General features: G+C 55.5%; 20 protein-coding genes. 16 read left to right on the top strand and 4 right to left on the bottom strand.

All coding sequences use genetic code 11. The annotated features are described in order from the left end of the window. Window positions 1-37: 37 nt before the first annotated feature. Window positions 38-1,381, bottom strand: coding sequence for an anaerobic C4-dicarboxylate transporter (locus tag ACMGGH_RS19730; RefSeq protein WP_232948487.1), 1,344 nt, complete (start codon window positions 1,379-1,381; stop codon window positions 38-40). A 163-nt stretch (window positions 1,382-1,544) separates the two neighbouring features. Beyond that, window positions 1,545-2,048, bottom strand: coding sequence for a non-heme ferritin-like protein (locus ACMGGH_RS19725; protein ID WP_219358362.1), 504 nt, complete (start codon window positions 2,046-2,048; stop codon window positions 1,545-1,547). 787 nt (window positions 2,049-2,835) lie between these two features. Between ACMGGH_RS19725 and araF the strand changes: the two genes are divergently transcribed. The 5 genes from araF (at window position 2,836) to otsA (ending at window position 8,785) form a co-directional block, all read left to right on the top strand. Next, the gene (gene araF, locus ACMGGH_RS19720) at window positions 2,836-3,825 is read left to right on the top strand and encodes an arabinose ABC transporter substrate-binding protein AraF (protein WP_008500409.1); all 990 of its coding nucleotides are present in this window, start codon (window positions 2,836-2,838) and stop codon (window positions 3,823-3,825) included. A gap of 71 nt (window positions 3,826-3,896) precedes the next feature. Continuing rightward, the gene (araG, locus tag ACMGGH_RS19715) at window positions 3,897-5,411 is read left to right on the top strand and encodes an L-arabinose ABC transporter ATP-binding protein AraG (RefSeq protein ID WP_232948488.1); all 1,515 of its coding nucleotides are present in this window, start codon (window positions 3,897-3,899) and stop codon (window positions 5,409-5,411) included. A 14-nt stretch (window positions 5,412-5,425) separates the two neighbouring features. Then, window positions 5,426-6,406: an arabinose ABC transporter permease AraH gene (gene araH / locus ACMGGH_RS19710; RefSeq protein ID WP_032644894.1), complete on the top strand. Its 981-nt coding sequence runs from the start codon at window positions 5,426-5,428 to the stop codon at window positions 6,404-6,406. Window positions 6,407-6,582: 176 nt separating this feature from the next. Then, window positions 6,583-7,386: a trehalose-phosphatase gene (otsB, locus tag ACMGGH_RS19705; RefSeq protein ID WP_028013657.1), complete on the top strand. Its 804-nt coding sequence runs from the start codon at window positions 6,583-6,585 to the stop codon at window positions 7,384-7,386. Then, window positions 7,361-8,785 carry an alpha,alpha-trehalose-phosphate synthase gene (gene otsA, locus ACMGGH_RS19700; RefSeq protein ID WP_232948489.1) on the top strand — a complete coding sequence of 475 codons (1,425 nt, stop codon included), beginning with the start codon at window positions 7,361-7,363 and terminating at the stop codon, window positions 8,783-8,785. Before otsB ends, otsA begins: the two co-directional genes overlap by 26 nt. A gap of 16 nt (window positions 8,786-8,801) precedes the next feature. On the opposite strand, the gene uspC is transcribed toward otsA, so the two are convergent. Continuing rightward, complete coding sequence (uspC, locus tag ACMGGH_RS19695) at window positions 8,802-9,230, bottom strand: universal stress protein UspC (RefSeq protein WP_047362802.1); 429 nt, start codon at window positions 9,228-9,230, stop codon at window positions 8,802-8,804. Between the two features lie 795 nt (window positions 9,231-10,025). Here uspC and flhD point away from each other — a divergent pair. The 6 genes from flhD (at window position 10,026) to cheW (ending at window position 15,458) form a co-directional block, all read left to right on the top strand. Further along, window positions 10,026-10,376: a flagellar transcriptional regulator FlhD gene (gene flhD / locus ACMGGH_RS19690; RefSeq protein WP_028013654.1), complete on the top strand. Its 351-nt coding sequence runs from the start codon at window positions 10,026-10,028 to the stop codon at window positions 10,374-10,376. A 2-nt stretch (window positions 10,377-10,378) separates the two neighbouring features. Continuing rightward, the gene (gene flhC / locus ACMGGH_RS19685) at window positions 10,379-10,957 is read left to right on the top strand and encodes a flagellar transcriptional regulator FlhC (protein WP_013096051.1); all 579 of its coding nucleotides are present in this window, start codon (window positions 10,379-10,381) and stop codon (window positions 10,955-10,957) included. 123 nt (window positions 10,958-11,080) lie between these two features. Then, window positions 11,081-11,968, top strand: coding sequence for a flagellar motor stator protein MotA (motA, locus tag ACMGGH_RS19680; protein WP_008500417.1), 888 nt, complete (start codon window positions 11,081-11,083; stop codon window positions 11,966-11,968). Beyond that, a complete protein-coding gene (motB, locus tag ACMGGH_RS19675; protein ID WP_028013653.1) occupies window positions 11,965-12,894 on the top strand; it encodes a flagellar motor protein MotB in 930 nt (309 codons plus the stop codon). The genes motA and motB overlap by 4 nt, the downstream gene beginning before the upstream one ends. Before the next feature lie 4 nt (window positions 12,895-12,898). Further along, the gene (gene cheA / locus ACMGGH_RS19670; RefSeq protein ID WP_232948490.1) at window positions 12,899-14,935 is read left to right on the top strand and encodes a chemotaxis protein CheA; all 2,037 of its coding nucleotides are present in this window, start codon (window positions 12,899-12,901) and stop codon (window positions 14,933-14,935) included. Window positions 14,936-14,954: 19 nt separating this feature from the next. Next, window positions 14,955-15,458: a chemotaxis protein CheW gene (gene cheW, locus ACMGGH_RS19665; RefSeq protein WP_014884351.1), complete on the top strand. Its 504-nt coding sequence runs from the start codon at window positions 14,955-14,957 to the stop codon at window positions 15,456-15,458. 105 nt (window positions 15,459-15,563) lie between these two features. Here cheW and ACMGGH_RS19660 read toward each other — a convergent pair whose 3' ends face one another. Beyond that, on the bottom strand, window positions 15,564-16,823 hold the full coding sequence (locus ACMGGH_RS19660; protein ID WP_126327016.1) for a dicarboxylate/amino acid:cation symporter: 1,260 nt from the start codon (window positions 16,821-16,823) through the stop codon (window positions 15,564-15,566). 431 nt (window positions 16,824-17,254) lie between these two features. On the opposite strand from ACMGGH_RS19660, the gene ACMGGH_RS19655 reads away from it, so the two are divergent. The 5 genes from ACMGGH_RS19655 to ACMGGH_RS19635 are packed head-to-tail and all read left to right on the top strand — an operon-like array spanning window position 17,255 to window position 22,482. Continuing rightward, the gene (locus ACMGGH_RS19655; protein ID WP_028013650.1) at window positions 17,255-17,827 is read left to right on the top strand and encodes a spore coat U domain-containing protein; all 573 of its coding nucleotides are present in this window, start codon (window positions 17,255-17,257) and stop codon (window positions 17,825-17,827) included. 8 nt (window positions 17,828-17,835) lie between these two features. Further along, on the top strand, window positions 17,836-18,384 hold the full coding sequence (locus ACMGGH_RS19650) for a spore coat U domain-containing protein (RefSeq protein WP_028013649.1): 549 nt from the start codon (window positions 17,836-17,838) through the stop codon (window positions 18,382-18,384). A 17-nt stretch (window positions 18,385-18,401) separates the two neighbouring features. Beyond that, entirely contained in the window at window positions 18,402-19,163 is a 762-nt protein-coding gene (locus ACMGGH_RS19645; RefSeq protein ID WP_232948491.1) for a molecular chaperone, read from the top strand. After that, a complete protein-coding gene (locus tag ACMGGH_RS19640) occupies window positions 19,139-21,523 on the top strand; it encodes a fimbria/pilus outer membrane usher protein (protein WP_232948492.1) in 2,385 nt (794 codons plus the stop codon). Before ACMGGH_RS19645 ends, ACMGGH_RS19640 begins: the two co-directional genes overlap by 25 nt. Then, window positions 21,520-22,482: a spore coat U domain-containing protein gene (locus tag ACMGGH_RS19635; RefSeq protein WP_045631224.1), complete on the top strand. Its 963-nt coding sequence runs from the start codon at window positions 21,520-21,522 to the stop codon at window positions 22,480-22,482. The genes ACMGGH_RS19640 and ACMGGH_RS19635 overlap by 4 nt, the downstream gene beginning before the upstream one ends. Window positions 22,483-22,499: the final 17 nt, after the last annotated feature.

Raw genomic sequence — 22,499 nt, 5'->3', positions numbered from 1 at the left:
GCGAACGGGCGACCGCGCGTGTCGCCCGTTGAAAACGTTAAAAGAAGGTCTGGACCAGCAGGTAGCTCGCCGCGCAGGCGCAGCTCACGCCAATTAGCCCCGGCAGAATAAAGCTGTGGTTAATGATGAATTTGCCGATGCGGGTTGTTCCCGAGCGGTCAAAGCCGATGCAGGCTAAATCACTCGGGTAGGTCGGCAGAACAAAATAGCCGTAGGACGCCGGGAAGAAGGCGATCAGCATTTTTGGATCGATGCCCAACATCAATCCCATCGGCGCCACGGCCGTCAGGGCCGCCGCCTGGCTGTTTACCAGCTTCGACACCAGGAAAAGCACGATGGCATACGTCCACGGATGGCTTTTCACCACCCCTTCCAGTGCCAGCTTTAACTCATCGAGATGCGCCTGGAAAAAGGTATCGCTCATCCACGCCACCCCGAACACCGAGAAGATCGCCACCATACCGGCCTTGAATACCGCACCGTTTGAGATGGCTGAGGCATTGACCTTGCAGGCCATCAGCATCACGGCACCGGCGATGAGCATCATCATCTGAATGACGAGGTTCATCGACAGGGCCGTCATTTTACCCTTCAGCTCGAAGGCCGGGCGCAGTTCGGGGAAAGCCCCGAGCAGGACTACCACCGCAATACCGGCAAAGAAAATCCATGTCGACCAGTAGGCCTGCTTCGGAAAACGCTGGTTCATTAACGTCTCCGTGCCACCATAGATAAACTCGCGCTGTTTGGGATCTTTCAGTTTCTCCTGAAACTCCCCGTCATCAGCCAAATCTTTCCCCCGACGTAAACTCCACAGGGCCGCGATCGCGACGCCGAAAAGCGAAGCGGGAACCGATACGGCGAGGATTTCCAGGATCCCCCACGCGTGCCCAATCCCATGCTGTGCGGCCAGGATGGAGACCAGCGACACAACGGCGACGGAAACCGGAGACGCGGTGATCCCCATCTGGGATGCCACCGATGCCACCGCCATTGGGCGTTCCGGGCGGATCCCTTTTTTCAGGGCGATATCCGCAATGATGGGGAACATGGTGTAGACCACGTGCCCGGTGCCGCACAGAAAGGTCAGCATCCAGGTGGTAAAAGGGGCGAGAAGCGTGATGTGCTGCGGGTGTTTGCGCAGCAGGCGTTCAGCAAACTGCATCATGACGTTGAGGCCACCCGCGGTCTGCAGGGTAGCGGCACAGCCTATCACCGCGAGAATGGTTAACATGACGTCAACCGGAGGCTTGCCGGGCTGGAGCCCAAAGACAAAACACAAAATAAAAAGGCCAATACCGCTGATTAACCCAAGCCCCATGCCGCCGAAACGTGTTCCCGTCAGCAGGCAGAGGAGAATGACAACAAACTCAATGGTGATCATGCTTTTCCCTCGTCAATGATTATGTAATTAAATAAATCATTACATTTTGTAGGGTTAATCATTGAGAGCGAGATCTGATTTGTTAAATTTCAGCAAAAGCAGAGGGTTGGGGAGATAAGAAGGAACCTGCCTCCCTGAACCAGGGCAAAGGCAGGTTAAACGCTTAGTGGTGCTGCACCGTCACAAGATCGAGCAGGTGGCGGTCGGCTTGCTCGGGGCGTAAACCGGCCTGGCGCGCATTGTGGATCTCATCCGCCAGCGTTTTCAGCAGCATACCGTCCTGCTGCTGTTCTTTATCCATATCGCGTAAAAATTTAAGAGTGATGATGTCATGCTGTGCTCTGGCTTCATCGGCCAGCTTGTTGAGCGTCGTACAGCGCTGCTCATGTTCTTCCAGCGTTTTCTGGAACAGTTCTTCCAGAGAAGAGTAATTTTCGTTGATCCCATCAAGGGCTTTAACAACCGGGTTAGCCCCCGCGGCCTTCAGGAAGTTAAAGACGCGCATCATATGGGTGACGTTGCTTTGTGCCTGTGAACGAAAGAACGTGGCAGAGCCCGTGAAACTTTTTTCAGAACACCATGCACTTAAGTGAAGGTGCAGGTTCGAGGCGTAGAACTCAAGGTTCATCTGCGCGTTAAGTTTTTGCATCATCGTTTGGGTAGCCATACTCATATCCTTATAGACTGTGGGACGTGATGTCCGCTGCTTAACCTGACAGCCAGGCAAATACGAAGAAAAACAGAATTGCAATTTTTGCAGTGACTAAAATCGATCGAAATTCACTTCCTGTGTTCGATATAAATAAGCATACCTTTGTCTCAGGATTAAGAAAACTCTTAATTAGGCTGTGTTTACCATACATTACAAAGTTTAATATAGTACAAAAATACAAATATATAGCCATCAAAGGAAATTTTATTAACCTGTTGATATTAAAGGATAAGTGTCTTTAGGGGGATACTGATTTACTTTCGTGAACATTTAGCCGGAATAATGCTCTGTAAGAAAAATAAATACAGATTATTCATTTCAAATATATGATGCGTTGCTGAATTTGCGCTAAGTCAATTTTAACGGAATAACGCCTTTTCATGACGCGTTCATTTTTTTGATGAAAACCATGGATCCCCGTCAGGGGGAGAGCCGCAGCGACATCCGCCGTAAGGCATCAGGGATTTCTTAGCTAATCTTATGGATAATTCTGCTTACCCTGCTTTCATTTGTCAGACAATTCCTGCCATTTTTATGTCATTTTTCGCTGAATTTATGTACGCAATTACTGTAATTCTGCGGTGTGATGGGGCTCTCTTATGGATGATTAATTTCCCGCTAAAACTATCACCAGCAATAACGCTTATGACGAGGTAAGCGCTAATGCCTTGTTTTAAGTCCGATTAAATAAGAAGCACGCAAATCTTCCCTACAGAAAAGAATGCTAAAGCTGGAGTTTACCATGCACAAATTTACTAAAGCGCTGGCGGCCATCGGTCTGGCTGCCGTTATGTCACAATCCGCTATCGCTGAGAATTTAAAACTCGGTTTTTTGGTAAAACAGCCGGAAGAACCCTGGTTCCAGACCGAATGGAAATTCGCTGATAAAGCCGGAAAAGATTTAGGTTTTGAAGTGATTAAAATCGCCGTGCCGGACGGTGAAAAAACCCTGAACGCCATCGACAGCCTGGCGGCCAGCGGCGCGAAAGGCTTTGTTATCTGCACGCCGGATCCAAAACTCGGATCGGCAATTGCGGCGAAAGCCCGCGGTTACGACATGAAGGTTATTGCGGTTGACGATCAGTTCGTTAACGCCAAAGGCAAACCGATGGACAGCGTTCCGCTGGTCATGATGGCGGCGACCAAAATCGGTGAACGTCAGGGGCAGGAGCTTTATAAAGAGATGCAGAAACGCGGCTGGGATGTGAAAGAGACCGCCGTCATGGCCATCACCGCAGACGAGCTGGACACGGCGCGTCGTCGTACGACCGGATCAATGGACGCGCTGAAAGCGGCCGGCTTCCCTGAAAAACAGATCTATAAAGTGCCAACCAAATCTAACGACATCCCGGGCGCCTTTGACGCGGCGAACTCTATGCTGGTCCAGCACCCGGAAGTGAAGCACTGGCTGGTGGTCGGCATGAACGACAACACCGTGCTGGGCGGCGTGCGCGCGACGGAAGGTCAGGGCTTCAAGGCGCCTGACGTTATCGGGATCGGCATCAACGGCGTGGATGCGGTGAGCGAGCTGTCCAAAGCGCAGGCCACCGGCTTCTACGGCTCTCTGCTGCCAAGCCCGGACGTTCACGGCTACAAATCCAGCGAAATGCTCTACAACTGGGTCACCAAAGGGGCTGAACCGCCGAAATTTACCGAAGTGACCGACGTGGTGCTGATTACCCGCGACAACTTCAAAGAGGAACTGGCGAAAAAGGGACTGGGCGGTAAGTAATACGCTGTGATTGTGCCCCTTACTCGCCGTAAGGGGCCAGACGTACACACTACAGGAATCACGGAGTCGTTATGCAACAGTCTAATCCGTATCTCTCTTTTCGCGGCATCGGGAAAACGTTTCCCGGTGTTAACGCGCTGACCGATATCAGCTTCGACTGCTATGCCGGCCAGGTTCATGCCCTGATGGGGGAAAACGGAGCGGGGAAATCCACGCTGCTAAAAATCCTCAGCGGCAACTACGCGCCAACAACCGGCACGCTGGCCATTCGCGGTGAAGAGGTGGCCTTTGCCGATACCACGGCGGCGCTCAACGCCGGCGTCGCCATTATCTATCAGGAACTGCACCTCATCCCTGAGATGACCGTGGCCGAAAACATCTATTTAGGCCAGCTTCCGCACAAAAGCGGCGTGGTAAATCGTTCGCTACTTAATTATGAAGCGGGGCTGCAGCTTAAGCATCTTGGTCTGGACGTCGATCCCCAGACCCCGCTGAAATACCTCTCCATCGGCCAGTGGCAGATGGTTGAAATTGCCAAGGCGCTGGCGCGTAACGCCAGGGTTATTGCCTTTGATGAACCCACCAGTTCGCTCTCCGCGCGTGAAATCGAAAACCTGTTCCGCGTGATCCGCGAGCTGCGCCAGGAAGGCCGCACCATTTTGTACGTCTCGCACCGCATGGAGGAGATATTTGCCCTGAGCGATGCCATCACCGTATTTAAGGATGGGCGCTATGTGCGCACCTTTACCGATATGCAGCAGGTTAACCATGATCAGCTTGTTCAGGCGATGGTCGGGCGCGATCTGGGCGATATCTATCACTGGAAACCGCGCGAGTACGGCCCCGAGCGCCTGCGTCTGGACAACGTCAAAGCGCCGGGCGTGCGAAAGCCGGTTTCGTTATCCGTACGCAGCGGTGAGATCGTCGGTCTGTTTGGCCTTGTTGGGGCGGGGCGCAGCGAGCTGATGAAAGGGCTGTTCGGCGGTACACGCATTACCGCAGGGCAGGTCTCCATTGACGGCGAGCTGGTGGATATCCAGAAACCCGCCCACGCAATCAGGGCCGGGATGATGCTCTGCCCGGAAGACCGCAAGGCGGAGGGGATCATTCCGGTGCATTCGGTGCGCGACAACATCAACATTTCCGCCCGGCGTAAATTTATCCGCGCGGGTTGCCTGATTAACGACGGCTGGGAGTCGAGCAACGCCGACCATCATATTCGCTCGCTGAATATCAAAACGCCGGGACCAGAACAGCTGATTATGAATCTGTCAGGAGGAAACCAGCAGAAGGCCATTTTAGGCCGCTGGCTGTCGGAGGATATGAAGGTCATTCTGCTGGACGAGCCGACGCGCGGTATCGATGTGGGCGCAAAACACGAGATTTACAACGTGATATATGAACTGGCAAAACGCGGCGTGGCGGTGCTGTTCGCCTCCAGCGATCTGCCTGAGGTGCTTGGCGTTGCTGACCGCATTGTAGTGATGCGCGAAGGCGAAATCGCCGGTGAATTACTTCATGAACAGGCGAATGAACAACAGGCGTTGAACCTCGCCATGCCTAAAGTCAGCCAGGCTGTCGCCTGAGTAAGGAGTTAATGATGTCCTCTGTTACTACATCCGGAGCGCCGAAGTCGGCTTTTAGTTTTGGACGTATCTGGGATCAGTACGGCATGCTGGTGGTCTTTGCCGCACTCTTCATCGCCTGTGCAATCTTCGTCCCTAATTTTGCCACCTTCATTAATATGAAAGGGCTGGGACTGGCGATTTCCATGTCCGGCATGGTGGCCTGCGGCATGCTCTTCTGTCTGGCCTCCGGTGATTTCGACCTGTCGGTGGCCTCGGTTATCGCCTGCGCGGGCGTCACCACGGCGGTGGTGATCAACATGACGGAAAGCCTGTGGATTGGCGTTTTTGCCGGTCTGTTGCTCGGCGTGATCAGCGGTCTGGTGAACGGTTTTGTTATCGCACGCCTGAAGATTAATGCCCTGATTACCACGCTTGCAACGATGCAGATAGTCCGCGGTCTGGCCTATATCATCTCCGACGGTAAAGCGGTAGGGATTGAAGACGAGCGCTTCTTTACGCTGGGCTACGCCAACTGGCTGGGCCTGCCTGCGCCTATCTGGCTCACCGTGGCCTGCCTGATCCTGTTCGGCTTCCTGCTGAACCGCACCACCTTTGGCCGTAATACGCTGGCGATCGGCGGCAATGAAGAAGCGGCCCGTCTGGCAGGGGTGCCGGTTGTACGCACCAAGATTATTATCTTCGTGCTCTCCGGGCTGGTCTCCGCCGCGGCGGGGATTATTCTGGCGTCGCGTATGACCAGCGGCCAGCCAATGACGTCTATCGGTTATGAGCTGATCGTCATCTCGGCGTGCGTTTTAGGGGGCGTTTCCCTCAAGGGAGGCATCGGAAAAATCTCATATGTGGTGGCCGGTATCCTGATTTTGGGCACGGTGGAAAACGCCATGAACCTGTTGAATATTTCGCCGTTCTCTCAGTACGTCGTGCGCGGCCTGATCCTGCTGGCAGCCGTGATTTTCGACCGTTACAAGCAAAAAGCGAAGCGTACCGTGTAACCCCAGCGCTGACTTTTTATTGCTCAACTAATAACCATAGTTGACCCCTGAACCGCCTCGCCAGTTTTGCTGGCGGGGCGGTTGTCAAATGGCGAGGCCCATCACACTGTCTATACTTACATGGCTATGAAAGAGGTAAAGGCGTTTACCTCTCGTAAACCGTAAGGAGGATTAGGGTGGCTGACTTGTTAACCGCACCGCCTGTACTGCCCGGAAAATATGCTTTCTTTTTTGACCTCGACGGGACGCTCGCCGGGATCCAGCCGCATCCTGACGACGTGGTCGTACCGGATACGGTGCTAGAGAATTTGCAGCAGCTCTCTCGACTGAACGAGGGCGCATTGGCATTGATTTCAGGGCGCTCAATGGCCGAGCTGGATGTGCTCGCCAGTCCTTACCACTTTCCGCTGGCCGGTGTACACGGAGCGGAGCGCCGCGATATCCATGATCAACTGCATGTTGTATCACTCCCCGATACCTTAATTCAGGCGTTACATACTGAACTCTCCTCGGCGCTGGCGTCGCTCCCGGGCACGGAACTGGAAGCGAAAGGCATGGCGTTCGCCTTGCACTATCGGCAGGCTCCGCATCACGAAGCGGCGATCTTTGCGATTGCCCGCAGCGTGGCCGATGCACATCCGCAGCTCGCGCTGCAGCCGGGGAAGTGCGTCGTTGAGATAAAACCTGAGGGCATCAATAAGGGGGCCGCTATTGCGGCGTTTATGGCGGAACCGCCATTTAAGGGACGTACACCGGTATTTTTTGGCGATGACCTGACCGATGAGGCCGGTTTTCGCGTGGTGAAACAGGCCGGAGGGATCGCCGTCAAGGTAGGGCCTGGTGACACTGTCGCTGAATGGCGTCTGGCGAATGTCGAGGCCGTGTGGCAGTGGATTTCTGATATCGCTAACCAGCAACAACAACAAATAGCGCAAAACAAAGGGGGAAACCATTATGGGTCGCTTAGTCGTCGTCTCTAACCGAATTGCACCGCCTGATGATAAAAAAGCCAGTGCAGGTGGCCTGGCGGTAGGGGTATTAGGTGCCTTAAAAGCTGCTGGCGGGCTGTGGTTTGGCTGGAGCGGTGAAATCGATGAACAAGAGAAACCGCTTAAAAAGGTGACGCGCGGGAACATTACGTGGGCATCATTTGCGCTCAAAGAGAAAGACTATGACGAGTATTACTCGCAGTTCTCCAACGCGGTCCTGTGGCCTGCGTTTCACTATCGTCTTGATCTGGTGAAATTCCAGCGTGAATCCTTCGAGGGCTACTCGCGGGTGAATGCGCTGCTGGCGGATAAACTGCTGCCTTTAATTGAGGAAGACGATATTTTATGGATCCACGATTATCATCTGCTCCCCTTCGCCAGAGAGCTGCGTAAAAGGGGAGTCAATAACCGGATTGGCTTCTTCCTGCACATTCCGTTCCCGACGCCGGAAATTTTCACCGCGCTGCCGCCGCATGAAGAACTGCTGGAGGCGCTGTGTGATTATGACCTGCTGGGCTTCCAGACCGAAAATGACCGTCTCGCGTTCCTGGACTCCGTGTCAGGCAAAACGCGCCTGGTAACCAACGGCGGCAAAACCCATACGGCGTGGGGCAAAACCTTCCACACCGAGGTCTATCCGATTGGTATTGAACCCGACGAAATTGCGGAACAGGCCTCGGGCCCGCTGCCGCCGAAGCTGGCCCAGCTTAAGAATGAACTCAAGCACGTGAAGAATATCTTCTCGGTAGAGCGTCTGGATTATTCCAAAGGGTTGCCGGAACGCTTCCTGGCGTATGAAACGCTGCTGGATAAATACCCTCAGCACCACGGTAAAATCCGCTATACCCAGATCGCGCCAACGTCGCGCGGGGAAGTGCAGGCCTATCAGGATATTCGTCATCAGCTGGAGACAGAAGCAGGGCGCATCAACGGGCGCTACGGCCAGCTGGGCTGGACGCCGCTCTTTTATCTGAATCAGCATTTTGACCGTAAGATCCTGATGAAGGTCTTCCGCTACGCCGACGTTGGCCTGGTTACGCCGCTGCGTGACGGGATGAACCTGGTAGCAAAAGAGTACGTGGCGGCTCAGGACCCGGCGGATCCGGGCGTGCTGGTGCTTTCCCAGTTTGCCGGGGCAGCGAACGAACTGACCTCAGCGCTGCTTGTTAACCCTTACGATCGGGATGATGTGGCAAATGCCCTCAACCGCGCGCTGACCATGCCGCTGACGGAGCGAATTTCCCGCCATGCCGAAATGATGGAGACGATCCGGAATAACGATATAAATCACTGGCAGGCGCGTTTTATTCAGGATCTACGCGAAATAGCCCCGCAAAGTCACGAAGGCGATCTGCAAAAAAAGATCGCGACCTTCCCTAAACTCGCCTGATATTCCTCTGGGGGGGTTAAGCCCCCCCAAGCGGCACTAACAGCACGTCAACCTGGCTTGAGGCGATAATAGATTTTGCCGCGCAGGTAGCCCTCGATATAAAGCTGTGGTTATGGTTCCCGCAAATCACTAAATCAATATTCTGCTTGCGGCACATATCAAGAATATGGGCATTCAGTTCCCCCGTCGCAATAACGGTTTCATCAATGGGGTACTCTGCTTTTTCGACAAGCTCTCGCAGAAACTGTTGCGTTTCCTCCTGCAAAACCTCACGAATATCTTCCAGCATCGGGGCCGCCAGTTGATTGTACATCTCGGGCTCGGCCGCGAGGGTAATGAGGCTGATGCGCGCATTATGCGGCCGGGCGATGGAAACGGCCCGGGCGACAAGCTGGTGGCTTTCGGGGGAAACGGCAACAGAAACAAGAAGATGGGAGTAACTCATGGCGCACTCCTTAGATGTCTGACAGACAGCGTTTCATCACCATTACCGCGAATTTCCTGGTTTCGCAAGACTTGAATACGACATTAGTGTGAAGCTTATCATAATTATTCATTAATTATTCTTATAAGAAGAATAACTGATAAATGCGCCTAAATGAAAAAAATTAACAACTTAACGTAAGTCACACAAATCCTCGCTTTCACTATTAAATCGTTCTAACAAGTTATAAACGCATTTCGAATGATCACGCAATGAAACAATTTTTTTGCCAGAAATGCATAACTCTATGTTTTATCGAAGTAATCAAAATGTGTCCCTGACGCATACGTGATGTAAACGATTGCTGATACTGCACGCACGGGTAAAAGCACATTGCGTGCCACTTATTCTCAAGCTTATGCATGAGTATTCGTCGATTAAGAATACAAAACAGTGCTGATTGCTTAAAAAATGAGCAAATTAGAAGTCATACTGATGGATTTATGGGTAACATTCACTTAAATTGTGTGACGTGGATCACATTTTTTTTAAATTTGAGGGTGGCTGCATTGTATGTGTCAAATCTGGCGAGTAGAGTTTGCGTCGAATTAGGAAAAATCTTAGTTATTTGTAAGAAATGATAAAACCTGTAAGAGATGTAACCGCGTTGCATCCCTTGCGCGTTTGGATGAATACAAACCTAGATTCAACTATGCATTTAGCCTTTTCTTTTTTATACCGGGTGATTTCCCGGCGACATCACGGGGTGCGGTCTTTCCGCATAAAAATAATAGTTGGTTATTCGGGATGGGAACAATGCATACATCCGAGTTGCTAAAACATATCTATGACATCAATTTGTCATATTTACTGCTCGCGCAGCGTTTAATTAGTCAGGACAAAGCGTCCGCGATGTTTCGTCTGGGTATTAACGAAGAAATGGCAACCATGCTGGGTGGATTAACCCTCCCGCAGATGGTAAAACTGGCGGAAACGAATCAACTGGTGTGCCAGTTCCGTTTTGATAATCCGCAGACGATAACGCGTCTGACGCAGGAATCCCGCGTGGACGATCTGCAACAGATCCATACCGGTATCCTGCTCTCCACTCGCTTGCTTAGCGACATCAGTCAACCTGATGACGCAGCCCGTAAGAAAAGGGCCTAGCAATGAGCGAAAAAAGCATTGTTCAGGAAGCGCGTGACATACAGCTGGCCATGGAGCTGATTACGCTGGGTGCTCGTTTACAAATGCTGGAAAGCGAGACTCAGCTGAGCCGTGGTCGCCTCATCAAACTGTATAAAGAGTTACGCGGTAGTCCCCCGCCGAAAGGCATGCTGCCGTTTTCTACGGACTGGTTTATGACCTGGGAGCAGAACATCCACGCTTCCATGTTCTGTAATGCCTGGCAGTATCTTCTCAAAACCGGTTTGTGTAGCGGCGTAGACGCCGTGATCAAAGCGTACAAACTTTACCTTGAACAATGCCCACAGCAGGAAGAAGGCCCTCTGCTGGCGCTGACCCGCGCATGGACGCTGGTGCGTTTTGTTGAGAGCGGAATGCTTGAACTGTCGCGCTGCAATTGCTGCGACGGCAATTTTATTACCCATGCTCATCAGCCTGCAGGCAGCTTCGCCTGTAGTTTATGTCAGCCGCCGTCCCGCGCAGTAAAAAGACGTAAACTTTCCCGGGATGCTGCCGATATTATTCCACAACTGCTGGATGAACAGATCGAACAAGCTGTTTAACCCGAACGTGTGGGCAAGATTCCAGCAGCGGTAAGTCATTACCGCTGCTTTTTTTTACCCCGCAAACGGTAAACGCTGCGAGCTGGACGTCCTTGCCATAGTCACTAGCGGAAGGATGATGTCGTGCTTATCTTATTAGGTTACCTGGTAGTTCTCGGTACAGTTTTCGGCGGTTACATGATGACCGGCGGGCACCTTGGAGCACTCTATCAACCGGCTGAACTTATTATCATCGGCGGCGCAGGGGTAGGGGCTTTTATCGTTGGCAACAACGGCAAATCGATCAAGGGCACGTTGAAGGCAATTCCATTGCTGTTCCGTCGTTCGAAATACACCAAAAGCATGTATATGGATCTGCTGGCGCTGCTCTATCGCCTGATGGCGAAGTCGCGTCAGCAGGGGATGTTCTCGCTTGAACGGGATATCGAAAACCCGAAAGAGAGCGAAATTTTTGCCAGCTATCCGCGCATTCTGGCGGACGCCATGATGCTGGATTTCATCGTCGATTACCTGCGTCTCATCATCAGCGGCAATATGAATACCTTCGAAATTGAAGCGCTGATGGACGAAGAGATCGAAACCCACGAAAGCGAATCTGAAGTACCGGCCAACAGCCTGGCGCTGGTGGGCGACTCCCTTCCTGCGTTTGGTATCGTGGCGGCGGTCATGGGGGTGGTACACGCCCTGGCCTCGGCGGACCGCCCGGCGGCTGAACTGGGCGCGCTGATTGCCCATGCGATGGTGGGCACCTTCCTCGGTATTTTGCTGGCTTATGGTTTTATCTCTCCGCTGGCAAGCGTGCTGCGCCAGAAAAGCGCGGAAACCACCAAAATGATGCAGTGCGTGAAGATCACGCTGCTCTCTAACCTCAACGGTTACGCGCCACCGATCGCGGTTGAATTTGGCCGTAAAACGCTTTACTCCAGCGAGCGTCCGTCGTTTATCGAGCTTGAAGAACACGTGCGCGCGGTGAAAAACCCAAACCAACAGACGACAACTGAGGACGCATGAAAAACCAGTCCCATCCGATCGTCATCGTCAAAAAACGCAAGCACAAGGGCGGTGGGCACGGTTCCCACGGCTCCTGGAAAATCGCGTACGCCGACTTTATGACCGCAATGATGGCGTTCTTTCTGGTGATGTGGCTGATCTCCATCTCCAGCCCGAAGGAGCTTATCCAGATTGCCGAATATTTCCGTACCCCGCTGGCGACGGCGGTGACCGGTGGGCCGCGTATCTCTAACAGCGAAAGCCCGATCCCTGGCGGCGGCGATGATTACACCCAGCAAAAGGGTGAGGTGAAAAAAGAGCCGAACATCGACGAGCTGAAACGCAAGATGGAGCAGGCGCGTCTGAAAAAACTGCGTGGCGATCTCGACCAGCTGATTGAAGCAGATCCTAAACTGCGCGCGCTGCGGCCGCACCTGAAAATCGATCTGGTCCAGGAAGGGCTGCGTATTCAGATTATCGACAGCCAGAACCGCCCGATGTTTAAAACCGGGAGTGCGGAAGTTGAGCCGTACATGCGCGATATTTTACGCGCCATTGCGCCGGTGCTGAACGGTATTCCTAACCGAATCAGCCTTTCGGGCCACACGGATGACTTCCCGTACGCCAGTGGGGAGAAGGGATACAGCAACTGGGAGCTTTCTGCCGATCGTGCCAACGCCTCGCGTCGCGAGCTGGTGGCAGGTGGGCTTGATGATGGCAAGGTACTGCGCGTGGTCGGCATGGCAGCAACCATGCGGGTCTCCGACCGCGGGCCGGATGACGCCATCAACCGTCGTATCAGTCTTTTAGTGCTGAACCAGCAGGCGGAGCAGGCCATCCTGCACGAAAACGCCGAAAGTCAGAATGAGTCACTGGACGATTTAAAACAGCCTGGGGCCGTCCCTGCGGCTGCCGTTCCAACATCGCCACCAGCCAATCCGAGGTGATAGCGTGAGCATGGATATTAGCGATTTTTACCAGACATTCTTTGATGAAGCCGACGAACTGTTGGCGGATATGGAGCAACATTTGCTTGATCTGGTGCCCGAAGCACCGGACTCCGAGCAGCTCAACGCCATCTTCCGCGCGGCGCATTCTATTAAAGGCGGAGCCGGAACGTTTGGATTTACCATCCTGCAGGAAACGACCCATTTAATGGAAAACCTGCTTGATGAAGCACGACGCGGTGAGATGCAGCTCAATACCGACATTATCAACCTGTTTTTGGAAACCAAAGATATTATGCAGGAACAGCTCGACGCCTATAAAAGTTCGGCAGAGCCTGATGCCGCCAGCTTTGAATACATCTGCAATGCGCTGCGCCAGCTCGCCCTGGAAGCAAAAGGTGAGGTCGCTGCAGCCGTTGTCCCTGCGGCAAAGCTGAGCGTTGTCGATGCGGTTGCTGCTGAAGAGGCCGCGCCAGCCGCCGCGCAAGCGGGCAAGCTGCGCGTTGTGCTGTCACGCCTGAAAGAGAGCGAAGTTAACCTGCTGGAAGAAGAGCTGGGTAACCTGGCGAAATTAAGTAACGTAGTGAAAGGCAAAGATAGCCTCGCAGCGACCCTCGATGACGGTATCAGTCAGGACGATATCGTGGCGGTGCTGTGCTTTGTCATTGAAGCCGACCAGATCGCCTTCGAAACGGAAGCCGCCGCGGTAGCAGCTCCGGCTGCAGAAGATGAGGTTGCCGTCGTTGCCCAGGCCGCCGCACCGGCTGTGGCCCCAGCGGCCCCGGTGCTGAAGGCGGTGCCAAAAGAGGCCGCGGCGCCTGGCCGTGGTGAAAAACCGGCCGCGCGCTCCAGTGAGTCCACCAGCATCCGTGTCGCCGTTGAGAAGGTTGACCAGCTGATTAACCTGGTTGGCGAACTGGTGATCACCCAGTCCATGCTGGCGCAGCGTTCTAACGAACTCGACCCGGTCACGCACGGCGATCTGATCACCAGCATGGGCCAGCTTCAGCGTAATGCCCGCGACCTGCAGGAATCGGTCATGTCCATCCGCATGATGCCGATGGAATATGTCTTCAGCCGCTTCCCGCGCCTGGTGCGCGACCTTGCCAGCAAGCTAAATAAGCAGATTGAACTGACCCTGATGGGCAGCTCAACGGAGCTGGATAAGAGCCTGATCGAGCGCATCATCGACCCGTTAACGCACCTGGTGCGTAACAGCCTCGACCACGGTATTGAACTGCCGGAAAACCGCATTGCCGCCGGGAAATCTCCGGTCGGGAATCTGATCCTCTCTGCGGAACATCAGGGCGGGAACATCTGCATCGAAGTGACCGACGACGGCGCGGGTCTTAACCGCGAGCGCATCCTGGCGAAAGCCATTTCACAGGGGATGGCGGTGAATGAAAACATGACCGACGAAGAAGTGGGCATGCTGATCTTCGCGCCGGGCTTCTCGACCGCCGAGCAGGTGACGGACGTTTCCGGACGCGGCGTCGGCATGGACGTGGTGAAACGTAACATTCAGGAGATGGGCGGCCACGTTGAGATCCAGTCTAAACAGGGCTCCGGCACCACCATCCGCATCCTGCTCCCGCTGACGCTGGCGATCCTCGACGGCATGTCGGTCAAAGTCGCGGACGAAGTCTTCATTCTGCCGCTGAACGCGGTGATGGAATCCCTCCAGCCGCGTGAAGAAGATCTGCATCCGCTGGCGGGCGGCGAGCGCGTTCTCGAAGTGCGCGGTGAGTACCTGCCGCTGGTCGAGCTGTGGAAAGTGTTCGAAGTGGACGGGGCGAAGACCGAGGCCACGCAGGGTATCGTGGTGATCCTGCAAAGCGCGGGCCGTCGCTACGCGCTGCTGGTCGATCAGCTGATTGGTCAGCACCAGGTGGTGGTGAAGAACCTCGAAAGCAACTACCGCAAGGTGCCGGGTATTTCTGCCGCCACCATTCTGGGGGATGGTAGCGTGGCGCTGATCGTCGACGTGTCGGCGCTTCAGGGATTAAATCGTGAACAACGTGTGGCGTACACAGCCGCCTGATTAAGTAGAAGGTAATAACATGACCGGTATGAGTAATGTAACGAAACTGGCGGGCGAGCCATCAGGGCAGGAGTTCCTGGTATTCACTTTGGGCGATGAGGAGTACGGCATCGATATCCTGAAAGTGCAGGAAATTCGTGGTTACGACCAGGTTACCCGCATCGCTAACACGCCTGCGTTTATTAAAGGCGTCACCAACCTGCGCGGCGTGATTGTGCCCATCGTGGATCTGCGCGTGAAGTTCAGCCAGGGCGACGTTGACTACAACGACAATACCGTCGTGATCGTCCTGAACCTGGGACAGCGCGTAGTGGGTATCGTGGTGGATGGCGTATCTGACGTGCTTTCCCTGACCTCTGACCAGATTCGTCCTGCGCCGGAGTTTGCGGTCACGCTGTCGACCGAATACCTGACCGGCCTGGGGGCGCTCGGCGAGCGTATGCTGATTCTGGTGAACATCGAAAAGCTGCTGAACAGCGAAGAGATGGCGCTGCTGGATATCGCGGCGAATCATGTAGCGTAGGTAAATGCAAAACGGCAACCCAGGTTGCCGTTTTTAGTGTTTGCTCCCTCTCCCTGTGGGTGAGGGCTGGGGTGAGGGCATCAGGCCTCACCCTTTTTCATGCCATTACGCTTCCTGCTTTACCAGTTCAGCTTCAGCTTCCCGCGCACCTTCATTCTGCGAGAGCATCGCCGTCGCAATCCCGTTCCCCAGCACGTTAATCGCGGAACGCCCCATATCCAGGAAGTGGTCGATCCCCATCAGCAGCAGAATACCGGCGACCGGAATGTTAAAGCTTGGGATCGTCGCGGCCAGCACCACCAGCGAGGAGCGCGGCACGCCCGCAATGCCTTTTGACGCCAGCATCAGGGTCAGCATCAGAACCGTCACTTCAGAGAAGCTCAGATGGATGTTGTACGCCTGCGCAATAAACATCGAGGCAAACGAGCAGTACACCATCGACCCCACCAGGTTGAAGGAGTAGCCAATCGGCAGAACGAAAGAGGCGATGTTGCGCGAGCAGCCAAAGTGCTCCAGCTGCTCCAGCGTTTTAGGGTAGGCCGCTTCAGAGCTGCTGGTGGTGAACGCGACCAGCACCGGATCTTTCAGCATGCTGACCAGGCGGAACACCTCTTTTTTCAGCACCATGTAACCCACGGCCAGCAGCACCATGCAGGTGAGAAGAATGGCAACGTAGTAACCGCCAATAAAGGAGGCGTAGTTCAACAGGATGCCCAGACCCTGCGTGGCAATGACGGAGGAGATCGCCGCGAAGATGGCCAGCGGCGCAACGTACATCACGTACCCCGTTACCTTCAGCATGATATGGGAAACCACATCCAGTGCGGCCACCAGCGGCGCGTTGAATTTCTGCCCCAGCGACGCGCCGCCGATGCCGAAGAACATCGAGAACACCACAATCTGCAGGATCTCATTGTTCGACATCGCCCCCGCGATGCTGGTGGGAATGGTGTGAGACAGGAACGCTTTCAGCGTCATCCCGCCCACGGCCAGACCGGTATCCACCGCCTCGGTTGGAATAGTCAGGTTCAGGCCGCTTCCCGGACGCTCCAGCGTGACGATAAACAGTCCGACCAGAATAGAAAGCACGGATGAGCTGATGAACCATACCATCGCTTTGCCGCCCACCCGGCCTATGGTGGAGGTTTCTCCCAGCTTCATAATGCCCACGGTCAGCGTGCTGAAGACCAGCGGCGCAATAACCATTTTGATCAGACGGAGGAAAATATCGGTCAGAAGGGTAATATTATCCGACCAGGCTTTGATGGCATCCGCAGATGCGTACTCGTGAATTGCCGCCCCTGAAAGAATACCCGCCAGCATGAATATCACGATGAAGAGTGTAAGTTTGTTTGCACTTGCCACGAAAAAAGACCCTCTATGCGCTATCAGATGTCGCCCGCGCCGATACATATAAATTTTTAATTACTGCACGGGAAAATATTCGGCACATAAATTGACGCAAAGCGTAGGGGGATACAACAAGTTTTTAAGTTTTATTGATTTTGTTGTTGGTGGCATGACGATATATTGTGATGGTGATCACACTATAAGGGATATATTCTCTTCTGAAAAAATAAAAATGCGGCCAAAATAATTTTAATTCATTGTTATTTATAACAATATTAAGTCAATAGGACACAAGGATTATGCGTTTTGGGGCGGGTGGTGGAAGCGATATCCGTAAACTAAATTCTCATTAACCCCTCTCAGAGGAACCTTAAGCGGGGCTAACATCTTGAACAGCATAAATAAAATGTGGCAAGGGAACGCGTTTGACTTCCGGAGGGTGGAAAATGAAAAGAAAACGCCTTTTAATCTGCGCTGGCGCGTTACTGGCGGCGACAACGGTACATCCTGCGCTGGCCGTGACCAGCAGCGGCACCATCGGTGCGACGCTGACCCTCACAAACGGGTGTCTGATTAACGGATCGCCCACGCAAAACGGTATTAACTTCGGGACACTCGATTTTGGTACCCATCCCGCCACGTTTTCCACGCTGACCACCCAGCTCACCGGCGCCAGCGGCGGGAATACGTTCACCATTCAGTGCACCACCGCCAGCTATACGGTGGCGATCACCGGCAACACTAACTCCACCGCACCCGGTACCGTGGTCGGCACGCCGGGCACGCCTGCGCGCTATCTGATCAATACCGCCAATGCGGCGCAGGGCGTGGCTTACAGTCTGTACAGCGACAGCGGATTTAACAACGTCATCGCCAACAACGCGGCGCTGCCGGTCGCGTCGACGGCGGGCGGGGTCAACAGCTACACCCTTTACGGGCGCATCACCGGCGGCGGTAACAGCGTCACGGTGGTGCCGGGCACTTATACCGACACGATCAACGTCAGCGTCACCTACTAGCTCCAGCCATGAAAGCCTCCTTTTTAAGTCTGCGCGCTTGCGCAGAGGGGATCGTGCAGCCTTTTTTTGCGCTGGCGCTGGGGCTGACCCTGGTTTCCGGGGCCGGCGCGGTGACGTCGCAGTCGTTTAAGGTGAGCGCGACCGTCGTGCCGGGATGTTCTGTCACGACGGGGACCGGCGGGATCTTCGGGACGCTGGATTTTGGGACCCATACCGGCGTGGAGAGTGCCCCGGTCAGCACCAGCTTTGTGCCCAACGGGGCGCTGTCCATCGCCTGCACGCCGGGCGTGGCGCTGAGCATGAGCATCAACGGCGGGCAAAACTACGCCTCGGTGCGCCGCATGACGCGTTCAGGCGGCACCGACGTGGTGGGCTACCGGCTTTACAGCAGCAGTTCACTGGCGGCGAACAGTGAGATTGGGGTCAACCAGGCCATCCCGGTGACCTACACCAACAGCAACAATATTGCACTACCACTTTTTGGCGTAGCGCTGCTGACGGGATTTAGCCCGGCAGGCACCTATTCCGATCAGCTCACCGTGACCTTGTCATGGTGAAAAAGGGAGAACATTCGATGAAGCCACTATTCAGGCATTGGTACCTGGTGAGTATGTTGGGCGTGACCGCCATGGCGGCAGGACAGGCGCAGGCGGCGGCGACCATTCTGTTATGGCCCATCGATCCGTGGCTGTCGGCCGACAGCAAAGCGACTGAATTGTGGATCCAGAATCAGGGAAACAGTGCCACAACGATGCAGGTGCGCATTGTGCGCTGGAAGCAGGAGGGGGGCTTTGAGCGCTATACCGCCCAGCAGGACGTGGTCGCCAGCCCGCCCATCGTCACCATCGGCAAAGGCAGTAAACAGCTGATCCGCCTGATCAAACAGGGTACGGTTCCGATGGGCGTTGAACAAGCCTATCGCATTATCGTGGATGAAATTCCCCAGCCGGACGCGAAGGCCGACCCCGCCATCGGCCTTAAACTGCAGATGCGCTATTCCATACCGCTGTTCGTTTACGGACAGGGGATCCCGACAATAAAAGAGGGGGCGCATCATGCCCTCGTGGATACCCGTAACCTAAGCTGGCGCGTCACGCAGGTGGCGGGCCAGCCTGCCATTGAAGTGCGCAATCAGGGCGATGTTCACGTCAGGCTCAGCCAGGTGGCGCTGGAGCAGGGGGGACAAAAGCGCATGATTGCGGATGGCCTGCTGGGCTATGTGCTGCCGGGCAGCACCCGCAGCTGGCCGATTCCGGCCGGGATCCGCCAGCCCAGCCAGATCAGCGCGCAGATTAATGCCAGGAATGCACAATGGCAGTCGACGCCCGTCAACTGAAGCCCGCAATGATGATCCTGCTTTGCGTGAGTACCAGTACCTGGGCCGAACCGGGTGATGACAGCTTACCGCCGCCGCCGCAAGCGCAGGCGATAAACGGGGAGGCGGTTTTCCAGCTCGCCCTGGTACTGAACCACTACGACACCGGGCTGGTGGTTCCCGTGACGCAACGCGACGGCGCTTACTATATCTCCAGCGCCGATTTGCTGCGCGCCGGGCTTCCGCCTGAACATGTGCCCAACGGCGACGTCAATCTCAGCACGCTTCCGGCGGTGCGGGTGGAGTATGACAGTCCCGCGCAGCGTCTGCTGCTGACCGTGCCCCGTGAGTGGATAACCTCCCGCGTCACCCCGTTTGGCGGCCAGCCGATGCAGAGTAAGCCTCACTATGGCAGAGGCGCGCTGCTCAATTACGATTTTTATACCAACCATACCGAGCACGTCGGCGGGCAGGCCTCGCTCTGGCATGAATTCCGCTACTTCAATGAAAACGGTTCATTCTCCTCCACCGGCTACGCCCGCGAAAATTTCACCGGCAACGACGGTCAGCAGGAGGGCTATGTCCGCTATGACACCACCCTTCTGGTGACCAACGAGGAGGACGCCACCACCTGGACCGCCGGGGATGTCATCAGCGATGCCCTGAGCTGGAGCAGCAGCGTCCGCATGGGCGGGATCAGCTATGGGCGTGATTTCTCCCTGCGTCCGGACCTGGTGACCTGGCCGCTGCCGGAATTTTCAGGTGAAGCGGCGGTGCCGACCTCGGTCGACCTCTTCATCAACGGCTACCGCTCCGGGTCCACGCAGCTGCAGCCCGGACCGTTCACCCTGACGAACCTGCCCTACATTAACGGCGCCGGGGATGCGGTGCTGGTCACCACCGATGCGCTGGGGCGCCAGGTGAGTACCACGCTGCCGTTTTACGTCACCAGCGATCTGCTGAAAGAAGGGCTGAGCGACGGGGCCGTTACCCTGGGGAGCCTGCGGCGCAACTACGGCATTAAGAATTTTGACTACGGCCCGGCGGCGGGGAGCGGATCGTATCGCTACGGCCTGACGGACTGGCTGACGCTGGAGGGGCACGCCGAAGGCGCGGAGGAACTGGCGCTCGCCGGTGCGGGGACGGTGGTCAAGCTGGGGCGTTTTGGCGTGGTGAATACCTCGTACAGCCAGAGCCGGATGCGCGGAGATGACGGCGGGCAAATCAACTGGGGCTACCAGTACAGCACCAGCGAGTTCAGCCTCGCCACCCAGCATACCCGCCGCGATCGCGGCTTTGGTAACCTGGCCCTGTATGACCAGCCGACGGTGTACGACGAAAATGACCGCCCCATCGCCAGCTTTAGCCGCAATACCGATCAATATTCCCTGACCTTCAACCTGGGGGAATACGGCAACATCGGGGCGGCCTGGATCGGCGTGGAGAGCTTTGACAGCCAGAAAACCGAGCTGCTTAACCTCTCCTGGAGCCGAAATCTGTGGGGCTCCAGCAGCATTTACCTCGCCGCCAGCCGGGACCAGCAGCGGGGCGACTGGACGGTCGCGATGTCATTCCAGGTGCCGCTGGGCGAACGCGACAGCGCGGCGCTCACCGTGGAAAATACCCCGGATGCAGGCAGCACGCAGCGCATCAACTACAACCACTCGATGCCCTCCGACGGCGGCTTCAGCTGGAATATGGCGTGGGCGAACCAGTCGCGATCGAATAACTACCAGCAGGGAACGGTGGGCTGGCGCAATAACAATATCGAGCTGCAGGGGGGCGGGTACGGCGAGAAGGGCATGATGACCTGGTGGAGCGAAGCGATGGGCTCCCTGGTGCTGATGGACGGCGAACTGTTTGCGGCAAACAAAATCAACGATGCGTTTGTGGTCATCAGCACCGATGGCCAGCCGGATGTCCCCGTCAGCTATGAAAACCAGCCGGTTGGTAAAACCAACCGCAACGGGTATCTGCTGGTGAGCGGCGTCTCGGCCTATTACCCGGCAAGCTACAGTATTAATACCCTGAACCTGCCTGCCGACACCCGGCTGAAAGAGACCGAGCGGCGGGTGGCGATCCGCCGCCACAGCGGTTATCTGGTGGATTTCCCGATGGAACAGGAGCGGGTAGCGAGCGTCATCCTGCACGACGCGCAGGGGGAGGCCATTCCGGTGGGAAGCCAGGTTCGACGCGCCTCGCGCAGCAATGCGGTGGTGGGATATGACGGGATTGCCTGGCTGGAAAACCTCAGCGACGTCAATCTGCTCGACGTCACGACGCCGACAGGCAAACGCTGCAGGGCAACGCTGACCATCGGCGCGAACCCGGACCATAGGCTGCAAACCTACGGCCCGCTGGTCTGCCGGGAGGGGCCATGAAGCGCTGGGTGATGTTGCTCCTGCTGCTGCTCTCCGGCGGCAGCTGGGCGGCCTGTACCGTCAGCACGGTCAATGCGTCGTTCGGCAGCGTCACGTCGTTTGCGCTGAGCGGCTCCGGGGAGGTGGAGACCACCGGCACGCTGGTGGTGGCGTGTGATGCGATACTCAACCTGCTGACGAACGACTCGGTGACGCTGAACTACACCGCAGCAACGATATCGGCCAACAGTCGTGCGACCCTGAAACGCACCGATAATGCCGCCATCACGGACGTGATCCCCACCCGGCTGTGTGGACTTTCGGGTTGCGCGAGCAGCAGTGAGGTACAGATAAGTAAATCGTATACCTGGAGCGGAAATACCTTGCTGGGATTGCTCGGGTCAAAGCAGTACAACATTCCGCTCTATTTCCGCACCGTCGCCGGACAAAACGTCTCTGCCGGGCCGTATCAGGTGCAGTTAACCTTCAGCGTTAACTACAGCGTCTGTTCCGTGGGGGCGCTCGGTATTTGCACCATCAATCAAACGGGAACCGCGACGACCAGTATTCTGCTTAACCTGACCGTCACCAACGACTGCAGCGCCATGACCACGCCGGACGTCAACTTTAGCAGTGCGCCGCTGGTGCAAAATTTCCCCACGGTCTCGCAGGCGATTGCCGTCACCTGTACCAAAGGCAGTACCTATACCATCGGGATTAACAATGGTGCCAACGCGCTGAATAACGTGCGCCGGATGGTGAGCGGCAGTAACTACCTGAGTTATGACATCTATAAAGAAGCCACGACTAACCGCTGGGGCAGCAGCGGCAGCGAACGCTGGACCAGCGCGACCTCCTCGCTGGTCAGCGCCGACGGCCTGCTGCGTACCTATAACTACACCGCCAAAGTTCTGACCAGTCAGGCCACGCCGCCCGCCGGCACCTACACCGATACGCTGATTGTTGACGTCGCGTTTTAACCCCGCGCTTTTCCCTT

This window comes from Enterobacter sp. BNK-16 (genome assembly GCF_048684955.1).
In the GTDB taxonomy this organism is placed as follows: Bacteria; Pseudomonadota; Gammaproteobacteria; order Enterobacterales; family Enterobacteriaceae; genus Enterobacter; species Enterobacter bugandensis.
The sequence above is the reverse complement of the archived record's forward strand: the minus strand, read 5'-3'. Positions and strand labels throughout refer to the sequence as shown.